Source organism: Micromonospora sp. NPDC049171, assembly GCF_040648275.1.
Classification (GTDB): Bacteria; Actinomycetota; Actinomycetes; order Mycobacteriales; family Micromonosporaceae; genus Micromonospora.
Genome location: NZ_JBEZDJ010000001.1, coordinates 520,878 through 544,634 on the forward strand (window position 1 = coordinate 520,878; position 23,757 = coordinate 544,634).

The window sequence follows — 23,757 nt, forward strand, 5'->3', positions numbered from 1 at the left end:
AGCCACCGGCTGCCCAGCCACACCGCAGCCACCGGCTGCCCAGCCACACCGCAGCCACTGGAGGAACAACAATGACAACGCACGCCCCGCCGGAGACCAGCCACGCCGCGGTCGCCGCGGTCGACCTGGTGAAGGTGTACGGCAGCGGCGACACCGCCGTCCGTGCCCTGGACGGGGTCTCGGTCGGCTTCGGCCGGGCCGAGTTCACCGCCATCATGGGCTCGTCCGGGTCCGGCAAGTCGACACTGATGCACTGCCTCGCCGGTCTCGACACCGCCAGCTCCGGCCGCGTCCTGCTCGGCGGCACCGAGCTGACCGGCCAGTCGGACCGGACACTGACCCGGGTACGCCGGGAACGGATCGGGTTCGTCTTCCAGTCCTTCAACCTGCTGCCGCAGCTCACCGCCGCACAGAACATCACCCTGCCGCTGGACCTCGCCGGGCGGCACCCCGACGCCGAACTCCTCGCGCACCTGGTGCGGGTGCTCGGCCTCGGTGACCGGCTGAACCACCGGCCCAGTGAGCTGTCCGGCGGCCAGCAACAGCGGGTCGCGTTGGCCCGCGCCCTGGTGGCGCGACCCGAGGTGGTCTTCGCCGACGAGCCGACCGGCAACCTCGACTCCCGCTCCGGCGCGGAGGTGCTCACCATCCTGCGCGACTCGGTACGCGACCTCGGCCAGACCGTCGTCATGGTCACCCACGATCCGATCGCCGCCGCGTACGCCGACCGGGTGGTGCTGCTCGCCGACGGGCGGGTGGCCGGCGAGATCGACAAGCCCAACCAGGTGTCGGTCACCGACGCGCTGCGGGACCTGGCGGCCCGCCGATGAGGGCGACAGTGCTGCGTACCCAGACGAGCGCCGCCGCCCGGCGGCCCGGGCGGCTGATCCTGACCGGCCTGGCGATCCTGGTCGCGTCGTTCGTCGTCTTCGGCACGGTGCTGGTGCAGCAGATCACCGAACGGACCGTGCGGGACAACCTGAGCGGCACCCCGGCCGTCACCGACCTGGTGATCGGCAGCGTCGACGTGCCGTCACCCACCGTCACGGACCTGCGGCGGATCCGGGCCGTACCCGGGGTGGCCGAGGCGGTCGCCCGGGTGTCGACCGGCGTCTCGATCGGCGAGGGGTACCTCAACCTCCAGTCCGATCCGGGCACCGGCCCGCTGAGCACGGTCCGGGTGACCGAGGGCAGCTACCCGGACCAGCCCGGCGAGATCGCCATCACCCCGCGTACCGCCGAGCGGCTCGGGCTGTCGGTCGGCACCACCACCAGCGGTATGGGTGGCGAACTCACCACGCCGACCCCACTGACCGTGACCGGTGTGGTGAACGCCGGCACCGACGCCGGCTACGACGCGTACGCCCCGGACAGCGCCGTGATCGGCTGGGCGCGCCTGACGTCCGTGGAGCGCGTCGACGTGCGCGTCGCCCCCGGCACGTCGACGGAGAGCGCCCGGCAACGGGTGACCGCGGCGGTGGCCGGCCAGCCGATCCGCTCGGGCGCCGAGGTGCGCCAGGCGGAGGCGAACGCCGCGGCCGACGAGGTCGGGAAGCTCTTCGTCCTGGTCGGCATGTTCGTCTCGATCGCGGTCGTCGCCGCGGCGCTGGTGGTCACCTCGACCTTCCGCATCGTCTTCGCCCAGCGGATGCGGCAGCTCGCGCTGCTGCGGGCGGTCGGCGCGAACCGGGGCACCCTGGTGGGCGCGTTGACCGCCGAGGGCGCCCTGACCGGGTTGGTCGCCGGTGTCGTCGGGGTCGCCAGCGCCCTGGCCCTCGGGCACGCCCTGCCGGCCATCCTGCGTGCGTCCGGCAGGGCGGTCTCCTCGCCGGGTCTGCCCCTGACGGCGGCGGTCGCGGTGGTGATCGGCGCCGTCGTGATCACCGTGCTGGCCGTGCTGGCACCGGCGCTCTCCGCCGCCCGGGTCTCCCCGCTGGAGGCACTGCGCACGGCGAGCACCACCGCCGGCCGGCGCGGTATCGGCGTGCCACGTCTGGTCGTCGGGCTGCTGCTGGCCGTCGGCGCGGTCCTGGCGGCGGTCGCCACGATCAGCCGGCTGCCGAAACCGGACCAGTCGAACTACGACCCGTCGAGGCCCCTGTTCCTGCTTGTCGCGTCCGGCACGTTGGCGTTCTTTGCGCTGGTGGCCCTCGGGCCGCTGCTGGTGCGCCCGGTGTTGGCCGTGGTGGGGTGGCCGCTGCGCCAGTTCGGGCCGCTCGGGCGGATGTCGGTCGGTGGGATCGGCGGGACGCCACGCCGGGCGGCGGCGGTCTCCGTCGTGGTCGCGCTCGGCGTGACCCTGATCTCCGGGGTGCTGATCGGCGGTGCGTCGCTGCAGGTCCTCGCCGACCGCGAGATGGCGCTGTCGGCACCGACCGACTTCGAGGTGACCAGCAACGGCGGGACGCTGCCGCCGGCCGTGGTGACCCGGGCCGAGGCGGCACACGCCGCGTTGGCGAGGGTGGTGCCGTACCGGATGGTCGGCGACGCCACGCTGCTGCGCGGTGCCGACCGGCTCGGCGACGTCGAGTCCGGTTACCCGACGAGCGACCTGGACCTGGCGGTGCTGCCCACCACCGGTGACCTGGACGTGGCCCAGGGCAGCCTGGCCGATCGTGGGCCCGGCCGGATCGTGCTCAACAGCTGGGTCGCGCGGGACGCGGGTCTGCGGGTCGGCGACACCGTCACGCTCGCCGTCGGCAGCCGCCGGGTCGACGTGCGGGTGGCCGCCGTCCTACCCGGTGACGGGCCGCTGCACGCGGGCATCCTCGCCGATCCGGCCGACCTGGACCGGCTCGGCGTGCCGGCCGCGTACACCGGTCTGCTGGCCGACGCGGCCGGCACCGGTGAGGACGGCCGCACCGCCGGTGTGCGGGCCCTGCGACAGGCGATCGCGGGCACCGACGGGGTGGGGCTCGCGGTGCTCGCCGACGAACGGGACCGCAACGACTCGTTGGTGCGCACCCTGGTCTGGATCGCCGTCGGCCTGGTCGGCCTGACCGTGCTGATCGCGGTCGTCGGCGTGGGCTCCACGACCGCGCTGTCGGTGGTGGAGCGGGTCCGTGAGTCCGGGTTGCTCCGCGCGATCGGCCTGTCCCGGACCGGCCTGCGCACGATGCTGACCGTCGAGTCCGGCCTGTACGGGGTGATCGGCGCGACCATCGGCCTGGTGCTCGGCATCCCGTACGCCTGGTTGGCGGTGCAGGCCCTCGGGATCGAGGCACCACTGACCGCGCCGCTGCTGCCGCTGGCCGGGCTGTTCGTGGTGCTGGTCGGGCTGACCGCGCTGGCCGGGGTGCTGCCGGCCCGGCGAGCATCGAGGGTCAGCCCGGTGGCGGCGCTGGGCGTGGACGGCTGACCACCACCGTGGGTCGACGCCCGGGACCACGGCGTCGACCCACGGTGGGCCGGGACTCAGTTGGGGTTGTTGGCGTGGGTCAGCGTCTCCCAGGCGACGAAGAGGTTGTTGGTGCCGGCCGGGCGCTGTTGCAGTGTGAGGGTCTGCGTGTTGGTCATGACGTTGCCCAGCCGGGTGCTCATCGCGTTGAAGCCGACCTCGGTGATCGGGCCGAGGCCCCGGGTGAGGCTGCCGCCGCAGAGCCAGGAGGGCGGCGCCTCGCCGAGCTGGTAGCGCGAGTGCAAGCCGAGCGCCTGCCGCAACCGCTCACCGACCTGCGGGTACAGGTCGCGGCCCTGGATCCGGGAGGTCTCCGCGACGTGCGAGATGGCGGAGATCCCGTACCCGGTGTGGACGAAGTCGCGGCAGGTCTCCTGGGCGAGGCCGGCGACGAAGGTGGACTGGCCCTGCCAGTAGCCGATGATCTCCGAGCTGGTGTCCAGGCCACTGCCGGGCACCGTGTACGGCAGCGCGCCGTCGCTGGGCAGGTAGACGAAGGCCCGGGTGCGGTTGAGGAAACGGGTGACCGCCGCGTCGTAGGCGCTGCGGTCCTCCAGGAAGACGGCGATGCCGACGGCGGCCTCCATCATGGTCAGTTCCCAGTTGCCGTTGCTGTTCGAGCCGTTGCGCACCACCGGCAGGTAGACGGTGCGCAGCATGGTGGCGAAGCGGTTGGCGTTGGGCCAGCCGGTGTACGTGTACTTGATGATCTCGGCGGCGCGGGGCCAGACCGAGGCGGCCCAGCCGGTCTGCAACGGGCCGTTGCTGCCGGTGTGCGCGGTGATCGTGGCCGACCAGGCGTCCATGAGCTGGATCGACTTCTGCGCGTACCGGGCGTCGCCGGTGAGGTACCAGGCGAGAGCGTCGGTGTACGCGGCGATCGCGTCCTCGCGCTCGTCGGTGCAGCCGTTGTTCGGGTTGGAGTACGACCCGCACTCGACCACCGACCGGGGTGCCGGGGTGCGCGACAGGGACGCGTACCGGCTGCTCATCATCTGGTTGTAGGCCGACGCCCACGGCTGCGCGCCGGCCTGCACCCGGGCGCGGACGAAGTCGAGCTGACCCCGGCTGACCAACACGCCGGGGTGCGTGAAGCCACCGGACGGGGGTGGTGTGGTGCCGCCGGTGGGCAGCGTCCAGGTCTGGTTGGCGGTGCCGGTGCAACTCCAGATCTGGAGCGGGGTGCCGTCGGCGGAGCTCTGGCCGGTCGCGTCGAGGCACTTGCCGGAGGTCGGGTTGACCACCTGCCCGGCACTGGACGACCACTGCTGCGCCCCGGTGCCGTTGCAGTCGTAGATCTGCACCCGGGCGCCGTTGGCGGTGCCGGCGGCGGCGATGTCCAGGCACTTGCCCAGCGCCCGGATCGTGCCGTCGTCGCCGACCGTCCACTGTTGCGCGGTCGAGCCGTTGCAGGCGTAGAGCTGGACCGCTGTGTTGTTGGCCGGGTTCGCGGCGGCCACGTCGACGCACTTGCCGCCGTACCCGGTGATGGCGCCCGTCGCGGCCGCCACGGCGGGTGCGACGCCGACCACCAGGGCGGTCGGTACGGCGAGCAGGGCCGCCGCGAGCGCGGCGGTCAGTCTGATGCGGGGGCGGCGGGGCGTGGGCCCGGCCAATCGTCGCGCCATGTGGGGTCCTTCCGGGGCGGCGAAGCCAACTGTAAAGTGTGTTAATCATTACAGTCGTGTGCACCGATATCAATGTCTTCGTCGCCACGGATGCCGTTACGGGTGCATGGACGCACCCCTGAGCGCCTTGTCCACCACGTTGCGCACGGCTTGGCTGACCGCGATCAGACCAGCTGGCCGCCGACGACGGCGAGCAGCCGCAGTTTCTCGTCGCTCGCCGAGTCGGGCACGGCGGTGAAGACCAGCAGCGTCTGGGACTCGTCGGGGTCCACCAGGGTTTGACAGTGCAGCTCCAACGCACCGACCTCCGGGTGCAGGAAGCGCTTCGGCGGGCACTGGCCGGCCGGCACCGGGTGCTCCCGCCACAGCTGGGCGAACTCCGCGCTGCGGGCCAACAGGTCGGCGACGAGCGCCGCCGCCCGCGACCCCCGGCCGTCGCGGGTGTACGCGGCGTGCAGGCTCGCCACGAGCAGCCGGCTCTGCGTGGGGTGGTCCTCCTCCGGGCGCAGGTGCCGTGCCGTCGGGTCGGTGAACCAGCGGTGGTGCGCGCTGCGGGCCAACCCGGTGTGCCGGGTCTCGTCGCCGAGCAGGGCGACGGCCGGTGCGGTCTGCGCCAGGGTCTCCCCGAGGTGGTTCACCACCTGTGCGGGGGTGTCGTGCATCCGGTCGAGGATTCGCATCATGCCGGGGTTGACGTGCTCGGCCCGTATCGTCCGGTGCGGGACGGCGTGGCCGGCGAGCTGGAACAGGTGGTCCCGTTCGGCCAGGGAGAGCCGCAGGCCACGAGCCAGCGCGGTGAGCATCTGCTCCGAGGGGCGCGGCCCGCGTTGCTGCTCCAGGCGGCTGTAGTAGTCGGTGGACATTCCGCTCAACGTGGCGACTTCCTCGCGCCGAAGCCCACCGGTGCGCCGACGCGGGCCCCGGGGCAACCCGACGTCCTCGGGCTGAAGGGCCTCGCGGCGGGTGCGCAGAAAACTGGCGAGCGGGGCGCGGTCCACGATGCCTCATCCTTCCACCCGGACTGGTGCGTGCCGGCGGTAGTCGGCACATCGGGTGCAACAGGCGGGCAGGGGGCCGATGTTCCGCCGACGGACTGCCCGGACCACCGGCGTGTTCCGGGCCGCCCGGCGGGTCAGCGCGCGGGCTGCAGCGGATGGATCATGACGACCGAAAGTGTCGTACACCTGTTCTAATATCTGGTCATGGTCGAGGAGTTGACGCAGGCAGGCGACGCGGTCGCCGCCTGCGTTGACGACGCCAGCTGGGCCCTCGCCGAAGATGAGCTGATCGCGGCACTCGACGCCGCGCACCGCCTTGAGCAACGCCTCGCCGCCGTCAAGCTCGCCTTGGTCCGCGAGATCGACGGTCGCGGCACCGCCCGCGCTCAAGGCGCGTCCAGCACGGCGGTCTGGCTGCGCGAGCGACTCCACCTCACCATCTCCACCGCCCGCCGGCTCGTCGACCTCGCCGCCGCTCTGGATGCCGGCAACCCCGGGATACGCGCCGCTCTGGCAAACGGGGACATCACGGTCGACCAGGCCCGGGTCATCGCCGACACCGTCGCCACCGTGCACACGGCCGCCGACGCGCAAGCAGCAGACAAGGCCGTCGGCGTTTTGGTCGGGTGGGCCGGGCAATTCGACCCCGCCCTCTTACGCAAGCTCGGCACCCGCATCCTCGACCACGTCGCCCCCGACATCGCCGACGCCGCCGCCCAAGCCGCCCTGGAAGCCGAGGCCCGCCGCGCCAGCCGCGACCGCCACCTCACCCTCTCCGCCCTCACCGACGGCCGGCTGCGACTCACCGGCATCCTCGACACCGAGACCGCCGGCCTGCTCCGCGCCGCCATCGACCCCCTCAGCGCACCCTCGGGCCCCGATGACCAGCGTTCCCCCGGGCAACGCCGCCACGACGCCCTCGGTGACGTGTGCCGCCTCGCCCTGCGCACCGACGAGTTGCCCGAGCACGGCGGGGATGCCGCCCAGATCGTCGTCATCACCAGCTACGACGGTCTGACCCGGCAACTGGGCAGCGGCACCCTGGACACCGGCCTACACCTCACCCCCGAGACCGTCCGCCGACTCGCCTGCGACGCCGCCATCCTCCCCGCCGTCCTCGGCAGCGCCAGCCAACCACTCGACCTCGCCCGACAACGCCGCCTCATCACCGGCCCCCTCCGCCGCGCCCTCGTCCTACGCGACCGCGGCTGCGCCTTCCCCGGCTGCGACCGCCCACCCCGCTGGTGCGACGCCCACCACATCCACCACTGGGCCGACGGCGGCACCACCACCCTGACCAACGCCGTCCTACTCTGCGGCCACCACCACCGACACCTGCACCACAGCGACTGGACAGTGCGACTCGGCGGCGACGGCCACCCCGAATTCGTCCCACCCGCCTGGCTCGACCCCGACCAACTCCCCCGCCGCAACCACTACCACCGACGAACGTGAGCACCACCTGCACACAACTGTCACCCCGATCAGCAGGCCGACCGAGTGGCCAACACAGCACGCCCTCATTCCACGCGCCACCGAGGCGGAGAGCGGCGCGCGACCAGCATCCGGCACGGCCGACCAGCTACTACCGAGGCGGTGCGCGGTCAGGGTCTGGCACGCCCTGCTTGCCGGCTGCGCGGCGGTGCGAGGGCGCGCGGCCACGGGCCGGCACGCCCCCGCGCCTGCCCGGATGCGAGGCGGTGAGCGGCGTGCAACCAGGGTTCGGCACTCCCACGCCCGCTCAGCTACTGGTGTCGGCGGACCGATTGATCACCAGGGCACCACACCGGCGTCCTCGAAGAACCCGCCGGTAGGCCCGTCGTCGGGCAGGGTCGCGAGTCGGACCGCGATCGCCGCGCCCTGTTCCGGGGTACGGACGCCGCGGAAGCCGTTGAGGTCGGTCGCGACGAAGCCGGGGCAGGCGGCGTTGATCAGGATGTTCGTGTCGCGAAGCTCCTTGGCGTACTGGACGGTGACGGCGTTGAGGAACGTCTTCGACGGCGCGTACGCGACGGCGAGCGGGCCTGTCGCCAACTCGTCGGTGGAGCCGCTCTGCCGGGTGAGGGAGCCGACGCCGCTGGACATGTTCACGATCCGCGGCGACGCCGAGCGACGCAGCAGGGGCAGCATCGCGTTGGTGACGCGGATGACGCCGATCACGTTGGTCTCCACCGCCGTTCGTACGACCGCGAGGTTGACCGTGGTCGGCTGCTGCGGCACACCGCCGGTGACGCCGGCGTTGTTGACGAGTACGTCGAGGCCGCCGGCACGTTTCTCGACCAGCCGGACGGCGGCGGCCACGCTCGTGTCGTCGGTCACGTCCAGTGGCACACCGAACGCGTCGACGCCGGCCACGCGCAACTTCTCCACCGCGGCTTCTCGGCGCGTGTCGTCCCGAGCGCCGACCCCGACGCTCCACCCGAGGGCGCCCAGGCCGGCCGCGATCTCGTACCCGATTCCCTTGTTCGCGCCGGTGACCAGCGCGATTGTCGTTTGGCTCATGCATCCGATCCTGTCCGCGACCCAGCGGGCCGCCAACACCGCTTGAGTGGGCGTCGATACCTCCCGGGTATCCATCGAGGCCATGCCGTAGGCGCCCGAGCGGGACGGGGCCGTGCCGTGCCGTGCCGTCGGTACCGTTGCGGCATGGAGACGCGTGAGCTGCGGTATTTCGTCGCGGTCGCCGAGGAGTTGCACTTCGGGCGCGCCGCGCAGCGGCTCGGGATCGCGCAGCCGCCACTGTCGCGGGCGGTCGCGCAGCTGGAACGGCGGCTCGGGGTGGCGCTGCTGGAACGCACCAGCCGCACCGTCGCACTGACCGAGGCCGGCTCGGTGTTACTGGTCGAGGGTCGGGCGGCCCTCGACGCGGTCGAGGCCGCCGAGCGCCGTACCCGCCGCGCGGCCCTCGTCGGGGCCGGCCATCCCGGCCTGGTCCTCGTCACGAAGGCTGGAGCGTCCGGCGAGTTGCTGTCGAAGCTGCTCGACGCGTACGCCTGCGAGCCTGGCGCGGTCTCCGTCGACGTGCTGCTGTGCGGGATCGGCGAGCAAGAGCGACTGTTGCGCGACGGGCGGGCGGACGTGGCGCTGCTGCACCTGCCGTTCGACTCGACGGTCGGACTGGACACCGAGGAGCTGCGCACGGAGGGGCAGGTTGTGGTCCTGCCGGCCGGGCACCCCCTCGCCGCCCAGGCCCAGGTGCGGATGGCCGACGTCACCGCGCTGCCCGACCTGCCGCCGCCCCGCCGCCCCGGCCCCGACGGCACGTACCCGGACGGACCCGGTCCGCAGGTACGGGACAGCACGCAGCTGTACCAGCTGATCGCGCTCGGCCGAGCGTCGGCGGTCCTGCCCGAGTCGTGCCGGGCCGACCTGCGCCGCGATCTCGTCGCCGTGCCGGTGCTGGACGCGCCAACCGTGACGACGGTGATCGCGTGGCCGCCGCACAGTCGATCCCTGGCCCTCGCCGGGCTGATCCGGACCGCGATCCACCTGTAGGGCCAGTGTCAAAGCCCCTGGCCGGCCGCAACCGGACGGCCGATCGCGTTTTCGCCGTCGGGCGGTCACGAAACCTGGCGGCGAACCGTCACAACTGACGGTTAGTCTGCCAGCGCGCGTCGTCCCCGAGTACGTCGCGTCACGCGCCGGTGCAGGCGCGGCACGTCGCCACCGCCCACCATCCGGCGCTCAATCGACTTCAGGAGAGTTAGTGACACAGCAATCCGTCGCGACATCGGACAAACTCGACGGCGCGGTGCTCAAGGTGGCCGGCGTCGTCGTCCTCGGCGCCATCATGTCGATCCTCGACGTGACGGTGGTCAGCGTGGCGCTGCCCAAATTCCAGAGCGAGTTCGACGCGTCCTACGCCCGCGTCGCGTGGACGATGACCGCCTACACCCTCGCGCTGGCCACCGTGATCCCGCTCAGCGGCTGGGCGGCCGACCGGTTCGGCACCAAGCGCCTCTACATGGTGGCGCTGGCCCTGTTCACCATCGGGTCGGGGCTCTGCGCCACGGCCGACACGATCGGCGAGCTGATCGGCTACCGCGTGCTCCAGGGCCTCGGCGGCGGCATGCTCATGCCGCTGGGCATGACCATCATGACCCGCGCGGCGGGGCCGCACCGGATCGGCCGACTGATGGCCGTCCTGGGCATCCCGATGCTGCTCGGGCCGATCGGCGGCCCGATCCTCGGCGGCTGGCTGATCGACACCGCGAGCTGGCACTGGATCTTCCTGATCAACCTGCCGATCGGTGTCGTCGGCCTGATCTACGCGCAGATGGCGCTGCCGAAGGACGCCCCCGAGCCGTCCGAGTCGTTCGACTTCGTCGGCATGCTGATGCTCTCGCCGGGCCTGGCACTCTTCCTCTACGGCGTGTCGTCGCTGCCGGAGGCGGGCACCTTCGCCGCGGCCAAGGTGTGGGCTCCGATGCTTGTCGGCGGGGCACTTGTGGTGGCGTTCGTGCTCTACTCGTTCAAGCCCCGGCACCCGCTGCTCGACCTGCGGCTGTTCCGCAACCGCAGCCTGACCGTCGCGTCGCTGACGCTGTTCGTGTTCATCATCGCGTTCATGGGCGCCGGGCTGCTGTTCCCGAGCTACTTCCTGCAGGTGCGTGGCGAGACGACGCTGACCGCCGGCCTGCTGATGGCCCCGCAGGGCATCGGCGCGATGATCACCATGCCGATCGCCGGCACGCTGGCCGACCGGGTGCCGATCGGGCGGACCGTCCCGTTCGCGCTGGCGCTCATCGTCGCCGGGTTCTTCAGCTTCACCCAGGTCGACCCGCAGACCTCGTACTGGCTGCTCGGCGGGTCGCTGTTCGTGATGGGCCTGGGCATGGGCGGCACGATGATGCCGATCATGACGTCGGCGCTGCGGACATTGTCGGCCAACGACGTGGCGCGCGGCTCGACGCTTGTCAACATTCTCCAGCAGATCGGCGGCTCGGTCGGCGCCGCCGTCATGTCGGTGATCCTCACCAACGAGCTGAACGGTTCCCGGCCGATCCCCGGCCTGGTCGACGAGAGCGGCAAGCCGATCACCGAGGCCGGGCTGGCCATCGCCTCCCAGCAGCGGCCGGAGCTGCTCCAGCAGATGCCGGTGGACCCGTCGATCATCGAACGCGGGCTCGACTTCGCGGCCAAGTCGTTCGCCACCACGTTCTGGGTCGCGTTCGCGCTGGTCGTGCTGACGTTCGTCCCGGCGGCCCTGCTGCCGCGCCGACGTCAGCCGGCGCGGCACGACGACGTGCCGGGCGAGCAGGCCAAGACGCCAGTCATCATCCACTGACCGACCCCGCCGGGCTCGGCACCCCGCGAGGTGCCGAGCGCGGCGGGTACGACATCAGCGCAACGGGCCGTCGCCGGGTCCGTCCGGCTCCTCGACCACGTGGATCGCCGCTTCCTCGGCGCTGGCGGCGCCCGCGTCGATCCCGGCGTCCCAGGCGACCGACTCGGCCTCGTCGTCCTCGCGGACGCCCTCGTCGTAGGCGACGAGACGGCCGGCGCGCGCCTCGCTCTCGTACCCCCGGCGGGTCAGCTCGTCCTCGTCGTCGCCGCCCTCGGCGTACGGGTCGACATCCGGCACCTCCTGGGCGAGGTGCTGTGCCAGGGACTCCCCGGCGCGCTCCTCGGCCGGCGTGGTGCCGAACCGGTTGGCCGCGGTCCAGTGATCCTCGGCGATGATGCCGGTGTCCAGGGGGTCACCGACCCGGTCGTCGTCGAGGGTGTCGGAGGCGTCCAGGACGCCGTCGTCCTCGGCCACGTTCCACTCGTCGACGGAATCCATCCGCTCGGTCTGGCTCACGGCGGTCTCCTCTTCGTCACGGTGCACCAAAGTGCCCAGCCTATGACCGTGCAACGCGAACGCACCCCGAGGCCTGCCCGCTGTGACGAACCAACCGGGGGCCGCACCGGTTCAGCGCCTGAGCAGCTCCGCCACGGCCTCGGTGAACTCCACCGGCTGCTCGACGTGCGCGAAGTGCCCGCTGCGCTCCAGCAGCACCAGCCGCGAGTCCTTCAGGCCCGCGTGCAGCTCCTCGGCGCGGTGCGGAGGGCAGATGAAGTCGTACGCGCCGACGATCACCACGGCGGGAGCGGTGATCTCAGCCAGGTTCTCCCGCACGTCGAAGGGCGCCGGATCCTGCGCGGTCGCCGGCGCCAACGAGATCCGGACAGCGGCCTGAAGTGGTGCGAATTCGTCCTGCCGGGCCCAGAAGTCCGCGAAGTAGACCGGAAGGGCGGCGCGCAGGGCGGTCGCCAACGACTCGTCGTCGGTGGCAGCGCCGATCTGCCCGAAGGCGGCCGGCACCGCCGCTGCCTCCGGCCGGTCCGGGTGCCGCTGCGGGTACGCGGCGAGCCCGGCCATCGCCTCGGCCCAGAACTCGGCCCCGGTGACGGGTGAGGTGTCGTACAGGGCGAGACCGGCGACCCGGTCCGGGTGTGCGAGCGCGTAGCGCTGGATGACGAAACCGCCGTGCGAGTGCCCGAGCAGGTACACCCGGGGTTCGCCGAGGTGTTGGACGACGGCGTCGAGGAACCGGACATACGTGTCGAGACGGTAGCCAGTGGGATCGTCGAGCCGTCCCGAGGCGCCCGTGCCGACGGGTTCGACGTACACCATCGTGAAGTGCTCTTCCAGGCTGGGCGTCCGCAGATACGCCCACTCGATGCCGGGGCCGCCGGAGTGCGCCACGCACACCGGGCCGCTGCCGGCGACGTGGTAGACCTGCCGGACGCCGTCGACGAGGAACGTGTGGGCACCCGGTGCGAGGGCGCTGACGTCGTGGCTGGTGGAACCCATGAACTATCTCCCGATCCGCGACCCGTGCGGCGTTTGCCGACACGGCGACTGGTGCATGACGCGAACCAGATGCGCGGGACGACGGGAAAGTTCGCTGGGTCGGGGAGGTCTTTTCAGCGCAGTGCGGGCACGGGGTGGAAGAGGGTGAGTTGGCGCACCCGGCCCTCGCGCAGCACCTGCAACCACAGCGCCGCCGGTGGGCAGTGCTCCGGGTCGTCGGGCGGGCTGATCAGGTCGGTTTCCCAGATCAGCACGTCGCCGCTGGCGACGACGTTGCGCAGCCGCTGGCGTACCCCGGCCGTCAGGTCGTGGTCCATGCCCGCGACGGCCAGGTCACGGCCGCCGCGCGGGCCACCTGGCACGATCATCTCGGCGTCCGGCCACCAGCTCTCGCGGACCACCCGGTCGAAGTCGCCGGCCATCGCCGTGGCGATCATGTCGCGACCCTCCCGCCACCGGGCCGCGTTCGTCGCGGTGACGTCGGTGTGCGCCGCGCCCGCCGCCGCCCGCAGGCCGCCGGTGAGGGCACGGCGGGCGTGGCTGAGGCGGCTGCGGACGGTGCCGACCGGCACGCCGCACACGGCCGCGATCTGTTCGTACGAGGACGCGTCGCTGAAGTACCGCAGCAGCGTGACCAGCCGGTCCGGCTCGGAGAGCTGCCCGATGGCGTGCCACACCCAGTCCCGCATCGCGGCCCGGTCCAGCGCCTCCTCCGGGGTTGGCGTGTCGGCGGGGCCGGCGAACCACTCCGGCTCGGCGACCGGGACGGCTCGGTGCCCGCGCACCGTCATCCGACTGTTGTTGCGCACGATGGCGCGCAACCACGGGCCGACGGCGGCCGGGTCGCGGACCTCGCCGATCCGGCGCAACGCCACCACCATCGCGTCCTGCACCGCGTCCTCGGCGTCCGGTCCGTAGCCGAGGACGCCCAGCGCCACGGCCCGCATCTCGGCCTCGTGGCGGGCCAGCAGCGCACCGAGCGCCGCCGCGTCTCCCGCCTGCGCGAGCAGCACCAGCTCCATGTCACCCTGCGTCACGCGTACGGCCTCCTGCACGTCCCGAGGTGTCCTGTTCGCGGCGGTCTGATCGGTTTGGTGTGGTGCCTGTCGCCGCTACCCAGCCTACGACGGGTAAGGATGCCGATCCCCGGAGCCGGCACCGGGCACAGCCCCGACGCCGGCGGCGGCTGCCGGAAAGTGACGTACGTCGGTCGTAGCGTGGGCGACATGACCAGACGCGCTGTCGAAGCCCCATCCTCGGTCACGGCCGACGGGCGCCTGTCGTGACCGAGCTGAGCTGGGCGCAGGTGTCCGCCCGGCGGCTGGCGCGACACGGGCTCTCGGCACCGGCGCCGTCCGACCCAGCCGCCACGCCAGCCGCCGACCCGGCCGCCACGCCAGCCGCCGACCCAGCCGCCGACCGTGTCGCCGACGTGGTGTCGACGATGTGCGGCGCGCATGCCCAGGTCGCCTCCGCCGCCGAGCTGTCCGTCGGCCTACGCGTCCCCGGCGCGACCCGTGCGCTGGTACGCCAGGCGCTCTGGGAGGACCGCACCCTGGTCAAGACCCGTGGGCCGCGCGGGACGGTGCACCTGCTCGCCGCCGCGGACCTGCCGATGTGGACCGGCGCGTTGAGTGCGATGCCCGCCCCGCCGTGGGAGCAGAGCCGCGGCCTGTTGACTCCCGAGCAGCACGAGCAGGTCCTCGGGGCCATCGCCGACGCGTTGGCGGAGGCCGAGCTGACCACGGCCGAGCTGACCGAGGAGGTCGTCGCCCGCACCGGTGCGTGGGCGGGCGAGCGGGTCATGGAGGCGTTCCAGGACCGGTGGCCAAGGTGGATGGCCGCGATGTCGGCCGCCACCCGGTGCGGGGTGATGTGCCACGGCCCGGCCCGGGGACGCGCCACCACCTACACCAGCCCGGCCCGCTGGCTACCCGGGTTCACGCCGCTGGCCGGCCCGGCGGCGCTGGCCGACCTCGTCCGCCGCTACCTGTACGCGTACGGGCCGGCCACCCCGGCCCAGTTCGCCAAGTGGCTGTCGGTGACCGAGCGGTGGGCGACCGAGGTGTTCCGGTCGCAGGATCTCACCGAGGTCACCGTCGCCGGCACGCGGGCGTGGGTGGTGGCCGGCGACACCGACTTCCCGGACGATCCGCCGTCCGGGTTGCGACTCCTGCCCTACTTCGACGCGTACGCGGTCGGCTGGCACCCCCGCGAGCAGCTCTTTCCCGGTGCCGCCGCCGAGCGGGCGCTGGCCGGTGGGCAGGCCGGCAACTTTCCGGTGCTGCTCGTGGACGGGAGGGTCGCCGGGGTGTGGCACCAGCGTCGCTCCGGGCGCACGATCCGCATCACCGTCGAGCCGTTGCGGGCGCTCGGCGCCGGTCGCCGCCGGGCGTTGGACGAGCAGGTCGAGCGGGTCGGCCACATTCTGCAAGGCAAGGCGTCGTTGACAGTCGGAACTGTGGACGTCGGCCCGCACGCCTGAGTCAGGATGAGGGCGTGCACATCGAACCGGTCGACCACGCACCCCGGCAGGCGTTCCCCCGGGCGATCCTGCGACAACGCTGGGAAGATCTCACCTTCCTGCACTGGGCCGTCGCCCCGGAGGTCGTCGCGCCGCTGCTGCCGGCCGGCACCCGTCCGGACACGGTGGACGGCGTGAGCTTCGTCGGCCTGATCGGCTTCCGGATGGTCGGGCTGGGCTTCGGCCGCGGTCCGGGTGTGCCCTATTTCGGCACCTTCGCCGAGACCAACGTCCGGTTGTACTCCGTCGACGACACCGGCCGGCGAGCCGTGGTGTTCCGCTCGCTGGACGCGTCCCGCCTGGTGCCGGTGCTGGTGGCCCGGGTGACGCTGCGCCTGCCGTACCTCTGGTCGTCGATGCGGTTGGACCGCGACGGTGACCGCCGCGACTACCGGTGCCGTCGACGCTGGCCCGGCCCGGCGGGTGCGACGAGCCGGATGGTGGTGCGGGTGGGGGAGCGGATCGACGAGCCGAGCCCCCTTGAGCACTTCGTCACCGCGCGCTGGGGGCTGCACACGCGGGCGCACGGGCGCACACTGCACCTGCCGAACTGGCATCCGCGCTGGCCGCTGCACCGGGCCGAGCTGCTGCACCTGGACGACGAGTTGGTCACCGCCGCCGGGTTGCCGGCGCCGGTCGGGCCGCCGGTCAGCGTGCTCTACTCGCCCGGCGTCGGGGTCAGGTTCGGCCCACCGGTGGCACTGCGGCGGCCCGGCTGAGCGGTGCCGGGCCGCCGCGGCCTCAGTAGCGACCGCCCTCCGGTGCGGGCAGCGCGTCCAGGTCGGCCAGGTCCTCGGCGCTGAGCCGCACGTCGCCGGCGGCGCAGTTGTCCACCAGGTACTTCGGGGTCTTGGTGCCCGGGATCGGGATGACCTGGTCACCCTGCGCGACCACCCAGGCGAGGGCCACCTGCGCGGGGCTGACCCCGGCGCGGTCGGCGATCTCCCGGACCCGGGCGACGATGGCGAGGTTGGCGCGCAGCGCGTCCTGCTGGAAACGGGGCAGGCCACGACGGAAGTCGTCGGCGGGCAGGTCGTCGAACGAGGCGAACCGGCCGGCGAGGAAACCGCGACCGAGCGGGGAGAACGGCAGGAAGGCGATGCCCTGCTCGACGCAGTACGGCAACACCTCGGCCAGCGGGTCGCGGGTCCACAGCGACAGCTCGGACTGCACCGACGCCACCGGGTGCACCGCCTGGGCCCGCGCGATCTGGGCCACCGTCACCTCGGACAGCCCGAGCTGGCGTGCCTTGCCCGCCGCCACGGCCTCGGCCATCGCACCCCAGGACTCCTCGATCGGCACCTCCGGGTCGACGCGGTGTAGCTGGTAGAGGTCCACGTGGTCGGTGCCGAGCCGACGCAGGCTGTCGTCGATCGCCGCGCGGATGTGCTCCGGGCGGCCGTTGTTGCCGATCTTCGCGAGGTTGCCGGGACCGCCGGTGGGGGAGGTGACCACCAGGCCGGCCTTCGTCGCCAGGACGGCCCGCTCGCGGTGACCCCCGGCCAGCGCCCGCCCGACCAACTCCTCGTTGGTGTACGGCCCGTACACGTCCGACGTGTCGATCAGGGTGGCGCCCAGGTCGAGAGCCTGGTGGATGACCGAGATCGAGGTGTCGTCGTCGCGCGGGCCGGTGACGTCGTACGCGTGGGTCATGCCCATGCACCCGAGGCCGATGACGCCGACGTCGGGACCTGCGTTGCCCAGTGTGGTGGTTCGCATGCGCCCTACGCTACGACCCGGCGCGGCCGACCCGCACCCGGCGTCACCGGCCAGTAGGGTCGGTCCATTGTGGGGAGCACCGCCTCCGGCACACGATTGGAGCTGCCACGTGGCGAGCAGACTGGTGGTGGGGACGTTCCTGTCCCTCGACGGTGTGATGCAGGGCCCCGGCGGGCCCGGCGAGGACGACTCGTTTGGGTTTCCGCACGGCGGGTGGCTGCCGCCGCACGTGGACGAGGATTTCGGCGAGATCATGGGTGGGGTGTTCGACCGGGCGGACGGCATGCTGCTCGGCCGGAAGTCCTACGACACCCTCGCCGGGCACTGGCCCGACGTCTCCGACGAGGACGGCGGGGCAAAGATCAACAGCATGCCGAAGTACGTGGCGACGCGCAGCCCGATGACCGCCGACTGGCGCAACACCGAGGTCCTGGTGGGTGCGGCCGCCGAGACGGTCGCCGCGCTCAAGCAGCGCACCGACGGCGAGCTGCTCGTGCAGGGCAGCAGCGACCTGCTGCGTACGCTGCAGACCGCCGGGCTGGTCGACGAGTACCGCCTGCTGATCTTCCCGGTCGTCCTCGGCCAGGGAAAACGGCTCTTCGCCGAGGGCACCGCCCCGGCGGGGCTGAGACTGACCGGGTCACGCACCACCACGGCGGGCGTCGTCTACGCCACCTACGAGGTGGCGGGCCAGCCGTCGTACGGCACCGTCCTGCACTGAGGCGGACGTAGGTCTGTGCGTGCTCGGCGCACTGCGCCCTTCTCAACCGCGCAGGGCCGCCAGGCCCGTGCCCCGAACGACGCGACGGATCTCCTCGGGCGACAGTCGCCGTCCCTGCTCGTAGGCCACGGCGAAGTCCTCGACACCCAACCCCGCCACGGCCAGCGCGGTCGCCCGCTCGACGTCGGGTCGGTCGGCCGGCGCCAGCGGGAGGCCGGTCGCCTCCCGGCTCGCCGCCGCCGCGCCGAGCAACCGGGCCGCGTCCTGTGGGCGGTCACCGGCGGCGGCCACACCGACCAGGATCTGCCACGGGTCCTGGTCGGCACCGAGGTCCGCGGCGACCTCGGCGGCCCGCAGGTGCCAACCCAGGGCTGCCGCCGGGTCGCCGCGCAGCTCGGCGACGTACCCCAGCTCGCCGAGGACTCCGGTCAGGTAGAGAGGCTGCCCGGGGCCGTCCTGCTGCCGTGCGGCCGCGTCCAGCAGGTTGCGCAGGTGGGCCTCCGCCAGGTCGAGCAGACCCTCCCGCCGCGCCGCGGCGGCGAGACACAGCTCGGCGAACACGATGCCGAGCGGCGTCCCCTGCTCGGTGGCCAGCCGCAGCCCACGACCGCTGAGCTGCCGCGCCCGCGGGTAGTCGCCCCGTTGCAGGGCCACCCAGCCCAGCCAACACAGGTGACCGGCCAGCTCGAACCAGAGGCCCAGGTCCTCCGCGACGCGCAGGCCCTCCTGGTACAACCGATCGGCCTGCTCGTAGTCCCCGGTCATGCCCGCCTGGGCGCCGAGCCACTCCGTGGCCTGCAACAACCCCCACCGGTCGCCGAGCCGGCGGAACAGCGTCGCGCTCTCCGCTCCGTCGCGCGCCACCATCGACCCGTCGCCCCGGGCGTACGCGTGCTTGGCGCGCAGGCCCAGGGTGGCGGCCACGATCCACTCGTCGCCCAGCCCGCGTGCCTCGGCGAGGACGCGGTCGAGCAACTCGCCGGTGGCCGCCACGTCACCGAGGTCGATCTGCGCGTAGGCGAGAAACCACTGCGCCCGGAGCCGGCCGTGCGGGTCGTCGATGCCCTCGTGCCGCCGGATCGCCGCGTGGTGGCGTGTTGCCCAGTCCGCGACGTCGCCGGACAGAAGAGCGAAACCCAGGTGCCACGCCGTGGCGCGGGCTCGCTCGGCGGTGGGCCCGTCCGGCGAACACCCCAGTGCCGCCCCGAGCCGCCGGCGGGCCTCGGTGAACCGGCCCCGGAGGAACCAGTACCAGCTCAGCGCGTTGGCCAGGCGCAGCGCGAGGTCCCCGTCGTGCTGGCGGACCGCGGCGTCCAACGCGCCGCGCAGATTGGCGGACTCGGCGTCGAGCCGCCGCAACCACAGGCGTTGACCCGGACCGTGCAGGTGGTCCCGTGCCCGCTCGGCCAGCTCGGCGAGGTGCCGGTGGGCGCGCGTGCGGATCTGGTCCACCTCACCGGCCGTGCGCATCTGCTCCAGGCCGAAAGCGGCGACGGATTCCAGCAGCCGGTAGTGCGGGCTGCCGTCGCGCGGTGCGACGACGACAAGCGACCGGTCGACGAGGCGGGCCAGCAGATCCGCGACGCTCGCGGCGGGCACGCCGTCGGGCGCGCAGACGGCCCGCACCGCGTCGATCCGACCCCCGTCGGCGTACGCGGCCAGCCGCCGCAACACCACCCGTTCCGGCTCGGTGAGCAGCTGCCAGCTCCAGTCGAGCATCGCCAGTAGCGTGCGCTGGCGGGGAGGTACGCCCCGGTGCCGGGCCCCCAGCAACCGGAACCTGTCTTCGAGCCCGGCGACCAGACCTGGCACGCCCAGCCCACGGACCTGGGTGGCGGCCAGCTCCAGCGCCAGCGGGATCCCGTCGAGCCGACGACACAGGGTGGCGACGGCGCCCGCGTTCACCACGCTGAGCGCGAACCCCCGGTCCGCGGCGGCCGCCCTGGCCACGAAGAGCCGCACCGAGCTGGAGAGGTGCAGGGCAGCCAGCTCCGTACCGCCGCTCTCCTCGGGGACCGGCAGCGGCGGGACGACCCACACGACCTCGCCGGACAGCCCGAGCGGCTCCCGGCTGGTCGCCAGCACGTGCACCCCGGGTGCCGCCCGCAACAACACGGCGGTCACCTCGGCGACCGGTTCCACCAGATGCTCGCAGTTGTCCAGCACGAGCAGGAGCCGTCGGTCGCCCAGCACCCGGGCGAGCCGGTCGGTCGGCGCGCTGGCCGGGCCCGCCTCGGCGGCGTCGCGGACGTCGAGCACCGCCAGCACCAGCTCCGCCAACGCGTCCACCGTTTCGGGCGCGTCGGACCGGGCGATGCCCGCCAACTCGACCAACACCGCCCCGTCCGGGTACGCGGCCGTCCGGCCGCGGGCGACCTCCAGGGCGAGCCGGGTCTTGCCGACCCCACCGATGCCGACCAGGGTCACCAACCGGTTGTGCGCCAACTCCGCGGTCAGCTCGGTGACGGCCGTCTCGCGACCGATCAGCTCGGTCAACGGGGTCGGCAGGTTCGTCCGCGCGGGAGCGACGTGCTCTGCCGCGCCGACGGCTGCCGGTGGTGTGGTGAGCGTCGGATCGTGCGCGAGGATGGCCCGCTGTAGCGCGACCAGTTCGGGGCCGGGATCAAGCCCCAACTCCTCGCGGAGTCGGACCCGCAGCTCGTCGTAGCTGCTCAACGCCTCGGCCTGGCGCCCCGCCCGGTACAGGGCGAGCATGTGCAGCCCCCGTGCGCGTTCGCGCAGCGGCTGCCGGGCCAGCAGGTCGCCGAGGTCACCGACCACGGCACCGTGCTCGCCGAGTGACAGCCGGTCGTCGAGACAGTCCTCCAGGGCGAGGAGCCGTTGCTCCTCCAGCCCGGCGACCACGGCGGCGGTGAACGGCTCGTCGCGGAAGTCGGCGAAGGCCGGACCCCGCCACAGGGCCAGCGCCGCCGCGAAGAGCGCCACCCGAGATCGAACGTCCCGCGTGGCTCGCGCCTCCGCCACCATCCGGTGGAAACGGCGGGAGTCCACGTCGTCGTGATCGACCAGGAGCCGGTAACCGGGTGGCGGTGACCGCACCAACTCCCGACCGCCGGGCTCGGCCTCGGCCAGCACCCGGCGCAGCTGCGACACCTTCACCGACAGCGCGCCGGCGGCGTTCGCCGGCGGGCTGTCACCCCACAGATAGTCGATGAGCCGATCCGCCGGCACCGGCTGCCCCTCGTGCAGCAGCAACGCGGCGAGCAGGGCCCGGACCTTCAACCCCGGGACGGCCACCACGCCACCGTGCGTGGTCCACACCGTCAACGGGCCCAGCACCCCGAACCGCATGGCGGCCAGGATACGGCCCCGACCTGCGTCACGAGGGCCGGCGCGCAGACCACGCGGCCGGGGGGTGGCAGCACACCGTAAAGAAACGGTAAGGCCGCCCCGGCAGGGTGAATCCCATCGGACGGCCGGCGCGAGCCGGCCCCAACCAGCCACCCACAGTCGTTTCCCGAAGGGGCACTCCCATGTCGACGTCGAACCGCTGCATCCTGCCCGTACTCACCGCCCTGTGCCTGCTGGCGCCGGCCGCCCCGGCCAGCGCCGCGACCACCGACCGCGACGCCCCGGGGGCCTGGTCGGCGGCCTGGTCGGCCGCCCACCACCACCCCGTGCCGGGCAGCGACTGGTTCGGCACCAACTGGTCCATGACCGGCTTCGCCGACGAGTCGGTTCGGCAGGTGGTGCGGGTCAGCGCGGCCGGCTCCCAGATCCGGATCCGGGTGTCCAACCGGTACGGCAGCCAACCGCTGCGCCTGACCGGCGCCACCGTGGGCCGTCCGGACACCGGAGCGGCGGTGCGCCCCGGCACCCTGCTGCCGGTCACCTTCGACCGGCGGCGCTCGGCCACCGTGCCCGCCGGCACCGAGGCCACCTCCGACCCGGTGTTCCTGCCGGTACGGGCGCTGGACGCGGTGACCGTGACGCTGTACTTCGCCGGTGCGACCGGCCCGGCCACCTACCACCAGGACGGGCTCACCAGCACCTACCGCGCGACCGGCGATCACCGCTTCGACCACCGCGCCGCCGCCTTCTCCGGCGAGACGAGTCAGTCGTGGTATCACCTGACGGGGGTGGACGTCACCGGGTCGCCGCGTACCCGGGGCACGGTGGTGACGTTCGGTGACTCGCACACCGACGGATACGGCTCCACTCCCGGTGCCGACAACCGTTACCCGGACCAGTTGGCCGAACGACTGGTCGCCGCCGGCCGCCCACTGGCGGTGGCCAACGCCGGGATCGGCGGCAACAAACTGCTCGCCGACTCGACGTGCTTCGGCGAGCGGGGCGTCAGCCGGTTCCGCCACGACGTCCTCGCACAGCCCGGGGTGCGGTCGGCCGTCGTCCTCGTCGGCATCAACGACATCGTCGGCGGCGGCTACCCCGACTTCGGCTGCGGCGCCTCGCCGGTGGTGACCGCCGCCGCGCTCATCGACGGCCACCGGGCGCTGATCCGGGCCGCCCGGGTCCACCGGGTCACCGTCGTCGGCGCCACGATGCCGCCGATGAAGGGCTCGGCCGGCTACACCGACGAGAGGGAGGAGGTCCGCGACGAGGTGAACCGGTGGATCCGCACCAGCGGCGAGTACGACGCCGTCGTCGACCTCGACCGGATCCTCGCCGATCCGTCCGACCGGGACGCCCTGCGGCCCGCGTACGCCCACGTCGACTTCCTGCACCTCAACGACGCCGGGGCGACCGTCGCCGCTGCCGCCGTCGCCACCCAGATCCGCTGAAACCAGTAGTCACACCCGGAGGGACCCGAACATGACCAGCCATGACGTCGACGAGTACCTGGGTCGGCTGCCCGTCGAGCACCGCGACATCGTCGCCGCACTGCGTGAGGTGATGCGGGAGTGCGCCCCCGACGCCCGTGAGGTGATCAGCCGGGGCTCGCTCGCCTGGCAGGGTGTCAAACTCCTGGCGATCCTGAGCCTGAGCAAGACCCACGTCACCTTCGCGTTCGCCCGGGGGGCCGAGTTCACCGACCGCCACGGACTGCTCGCCGGTGTGGGAAAGGCAACCCGGCACGTCAAACTCAAGCCGGCCGGCACCCTGGACCGTGTGGCGCTGCGCGACTACGTCCACCAGGCAGTGGTGCTCGACAAGGGCTGAGCGCCCGCGCCGGAAGAAAATCAGGCGCACGTGTCGAGAGCGGGGGCCGCTGCTTCGACCACGGGGTGAGGGCCGGGCACACCCGGTCCCACCCGCGGGCGGACACCGCACGGACCAAGGAGTGGATCGATGACGAAGGTGACGACCGGGGCGACGATGTCGTTGGACGGCTACATCGCGGACGCGTCCCACGGTGGCTTCGAGTACCTCTTCCAGTGGTACAACAACGGCGACGTCGAGACGCCGACGGCCAACCCGAAGATGACGTTCCGGACGTCCGCCGCGAGCGCCCGGCACCTGCGGGAGCTCACCGAGCGGACCGGCGCGCTCGTCGTCGGCCGGCGGCTGTTCGACATGACCAACGGGTGGGGCGGCCGGCACCCGTTGGACGTGCCGGTGGTGGTCGTCACGCACCACGTGCCGGAGGGCTGGGAGCCGGAGGGTGAGTCCTTCGTGTTCGTCACCGACGGCATCGCCAGCGCCATCGACCGGGCGAAGGCGCTCGCCGGTGACAAGGAGGTCGGCGTCAACGGCGGCACCATCGCCGCCCAGGTCATCGAGGCCGGCCTGCTCGACGAGGTGCACGTCGACCTTGTGCCGGTCCTGCTCGGCGCCGGCGTCCCACTCTTCGCCGATTTGAAGATCACGCCACTCCAGCTCGACGGCCCCCTGCGCGTCGTCGAGGGCGACGGCGTCACCCACCTGGCCTACCGGGTACGCCCAACAGCCTGAGCGCCCCGGGGACCGGCCATTCAGGTCGGTCCCCGCTCGAGCGCGGCGTACCTCAGGTTCCGGGTCCACCGGTCGTGGCGGGTCGCTCCCGGCTCTG

At 72.9% G+C, this 23,757-nt stretch carries 19 protein-coding genes; 11 read left to right on the forward strand and 8 right to left on the reverse strand.

The window, feature by feature from the left end; translation table 11 throughout:
• The first annotated feature begins 71 nt into the window (after nt 1–71).
• Complete coding sequence (locus AB0B14_RS02065; RefSeq protein WP_357520690.1) at nt 72–830, forward strand: ABC transporter ATP-binding protein; 759 nt, start codon at nt 72–74, stop codon at nt 828–830.
• 8 nt (nt 831–838) lie between these two features.
• A complete protein-coding gene (locus tag AB0B14_RS02070) occupies nt 839–3,358 on the forward strand; it encodes an ABC transporter permease (RefSeq protein ID WP_357520692.1) in 2,520 nt (839 codons plus the stop codon).
• 56 nt (nt 3,359–3,414) lie between these two features.
• On the opposite strand, the gene AB0B14_RS02075 is transcribed toward AB0B14_RS02070, so the two are convergent.
• Both AB0B14_RS02075 and AB0B14_RS02080 read right to left on the reverse strand, forming a co-directional pair.
• A complete protein-coding gene (locus AB0B14_RS02075; protein WP_357063837.1) occupies nt 3,415–5,025 on the reverse strand; it encodes a ricin-type beta-trefoil lectin domain protein in 1,611 nt (536 codons plus the stop codon).
• A 164-nt stretch (nt 5,026–5,189) separates the two neighbouring features.
• Nucleotides 5,190–6,023 (reverse strand): helix-turn-helix transcriptional regulator, encoded by an 834-nt coding sequence (locus tag AB0B14_RS02080; protein ID WP_357520694.1) that lies wholly within the window; start codon nt 6,021–6,023, stop codon nt 5,190–5,192.
• A gap of 204 nt (nt 6,024–6,227) precedes the next feature.
• Here AB0B14_RS02080 and AB0B14_RS02085 point away from each other — a divergent pair, with 204 nt between their 5' ends.
• Nucleotides 6,228–7,478: a DUF222 domain-containing protein gene (locus tag AB0B14_RS02085; protein WP_357520696.1), complete on the forward strand. Its 1,251-nt coding sequence runs from the start codon at nt 6,228–6,230 to the stop codon at nt 7,476–7,478.
• Between the two features lie 315 nt (nt 7,479–7,793).
• Here the strand turns inward: AB0B14_RS02085 and AB0B14_RS02090 are convergent, their stop codons facing one another.
• Nucleotides 7,794–8,525 (reverse strand): SDR family oxidoreductase, encoded by a 732-nt coding sequence (locus AB0B14_RS02090; protein WP_357063828.1) that lies wholly within the window; start codon nt 8,523–8,525, stop codon nt 7,794–7,796.
• 144 nt (nt 8,526–8,669) lie between these two features.
• Here AB0B14_RS02090 and AB0B14_RS02095 point away from each other — a divergent pair, with 144 nt between their 5' ends.
• Together AB0B14_RS02095 and AB0B14_RS02100 are read left to right on the forward strand one after the other, a co-directional pair.
• Nucleotides 8,670–9,518: a LysR family transcriptional regulator gene (locus AB0B14_RS02095; RefSeq protein WP_357063826.1), complete on the forward strand. Its 849-nt coding sequence runs from the start codon at nt 8,670–8,672 to the stop codon at nt 9,516–9,518.
• Nucleotides 9,519–9,729: 211 nt separating this feature from the next.
• Nucleotides 9,730–11,310: a DHA2 family efflux MFS transporter permease subunit gene (locus AB0B14_RS02100; RefSeq protein WP_357063823.1), complete on the forward strand. Its 1,581-nt coding sequence runs from the start codon at nt 9,730–9,732 to the stop codon at nt 11,308–11,310.
• Between the two features lie 54 nt (nt 11,311–11,364).
• Here AB0B14_RS02100 and AB0B14_RS02105 read toward each other — a convergent pair whose 3' ends face one another.
• The 3 genes from AB0B14_RS02105 to AB0B14_RS02115 all read right to left on the reverse strand — a co-directional run bounded on the left by AB0B14_RS02105 (nt 11,365) and on the right by AB0B14_RS02115 (nt 13,859).
• A complete protein-coding gene (locus tag AB0B14_RS02105; RefSeq protein WP_357063820.1) occupies nt 11,365–11,826 on the reverse strand; it encodes a DUF5709 domain-containing protein in 462 nt (153 codons plus the stop codon).
• 111 nt (nt 11,827–11,937) lie between these two features.
• The gene (locus AB0B14_RS02110; RefSeq protein WP_357520698.1) at nt 11,938–12,822 is read right to left on the reverse strand and encodes an alpha/beta hydrolase; all 885 of its coding nucleotides are present in this window, start codon (nt 12,820–12,822) and stop codon (nt 11,938–11,940) included.
• Between the two features lie 113 nt (nt 12,823–12,935).
• On the reverse strand, nt 12,936–13,859 hold the full coding sequence (locus tag AB0B14_RS02115) for a sigma-70 family RNA polymerase sigma factor (RefSeq protein ID WP_357520700.1): 924 nt from the start codon (nt 13,857–13,859) through the stop codon (nt 12,936–12,938).
• A 245-nt stretch (nt 13,860–14,104) separates the two neighbouring features.
• On the opposite strand from AB0B14_RS02115, the gene AB0B14_RS02120 reads away from it, so the two are divergent.
• Both AB0B14_RS02120 and AB0B14_RS02125 read left to right on the forward strand, forming a co-directional pair.
• Nucleotides 14,105–15,307, forward strand: coding sequence for a winged helix DNA-binding domain-containing protein (locus AB0B14_RS02120; RefSeq protein WP_357520702.1), 1,203 nt, complete (start codon nt 14,105–14,107; stop codon nt 15,305–15,307).
• A 14-nt stretch (nt 15,308–15,321) separates the two neighbouring features.
• The gene (locus tag AB0B14_RS02125; RefSeq protein WP_357520704.1) at nt 15,322–16,065 is read left to right on the forward strand and encodes a DUF2071 domain-containing protein; all 744 of its coding nucleotides are present in this window, start codon (nt 15,322–15,324) and stop codon (nt 16,063–16,065) included.
• 22 nt (nt 16,066–16,087) lie between these two features.
• On the opposite strand, the gene AB0B14_RS02130 is transcribed toward AB0B14_RS02125, so the two are convergent.
• Nucleotides 16,088–17,065 carry an aldo/keto reductase gene (locus AB0B14_RS02130; protein ID WP_357063807.1) on the reverse strand — a complete coding sequence of 326 codons (978 nt, stop codon included), beginning with the start codon at nt 17,063–17,065 and terminating at the stop codon, nt 16,088–16,090.
• A gap of 109 nt (nt 17,066–17,174) precedes the next feature.
• Here AB0B14_RS02130 and AB0B14_RS02135 point away from each other — a divergent pair, with 109 nt between their 5' ends.
• On the forward strand, nt 17,175–17,786 hold the full coding sequence (locus AB0B14_RS02135) for a dihydrofolate reductase family protein (RefSeq protein WP_357063804.1): 612 nt from the start codon (nt 17,175–17,177) through the stop codon (nt 17,784–17,786).
• Nucleotides 17,787–17,828: 42 nt separating this feature from the next.
• Here AB0B14_RS02135 and AB0B14_RS02140 read toward each other — a convergent pair whose 3' ends face one another.
• Complete coding sequence (locus AB0B14_RS02140; RefSeq protein ID WP_357520706.1) at nt 17,829–21,098, reverse strand: BTAD domain-containing putative transcriptional regulator; 3,270 nt, start codon at nt 21,096–21,098, stop codon at nt 17,829–17,831.
• Nucleotides 21,099–21,280: 182 nt separating this feature from the next.
• On the opposite strand from AB0B14_RS02140, the gene AB0B14_RS02145 reads away from it, so the two are divergent.
• From AB0B14_RS02145 to AB0B14_RS02155, 3 genes are all read left to right on the forward strand, one after another.
• Nucleotides 21,281–22,549 (forward strand): SGNH/GDSL hydrolase family protein, encoded by a 1,269-nt coding sequence (locus AB0B14_RS02145; RefSeq protein ID WP_357520708.1) that lies wholly within the window; start codon nt 21,281–21,283, stop codon nt 22,547–22,549.
• A gap of 31 nt (nt 22,550–22,580) precedes the next feature.
• Nucleotides 22,581–22,928, forward strand: a complete 348-nt coding sequence (locus tag AB0B14_RS02150) for a DUF1801 domain-containing protein (protein WP_357063797.1) — start codon at nt 22,581–22,583, stop codon at nt 22,926–22,928.
• Between the two features lie 129 nt (nt 22,929–23,057).
• Nucleotides 23,058–23,660 carry a dihydrofolate reductase family protein gene (locus AB0B14_RS02155; protein ID WP_357520710.1) on the forward strand — a complete coding sequence of 201 codons (603 nt, stop codon included), beginning with the start codon at nt 23,058–23,060 and terminating at the stop codon, nt 23,658–23,660.
• Nucleotides 23,661–23,757: the final 97 nt, after the last annotated feature.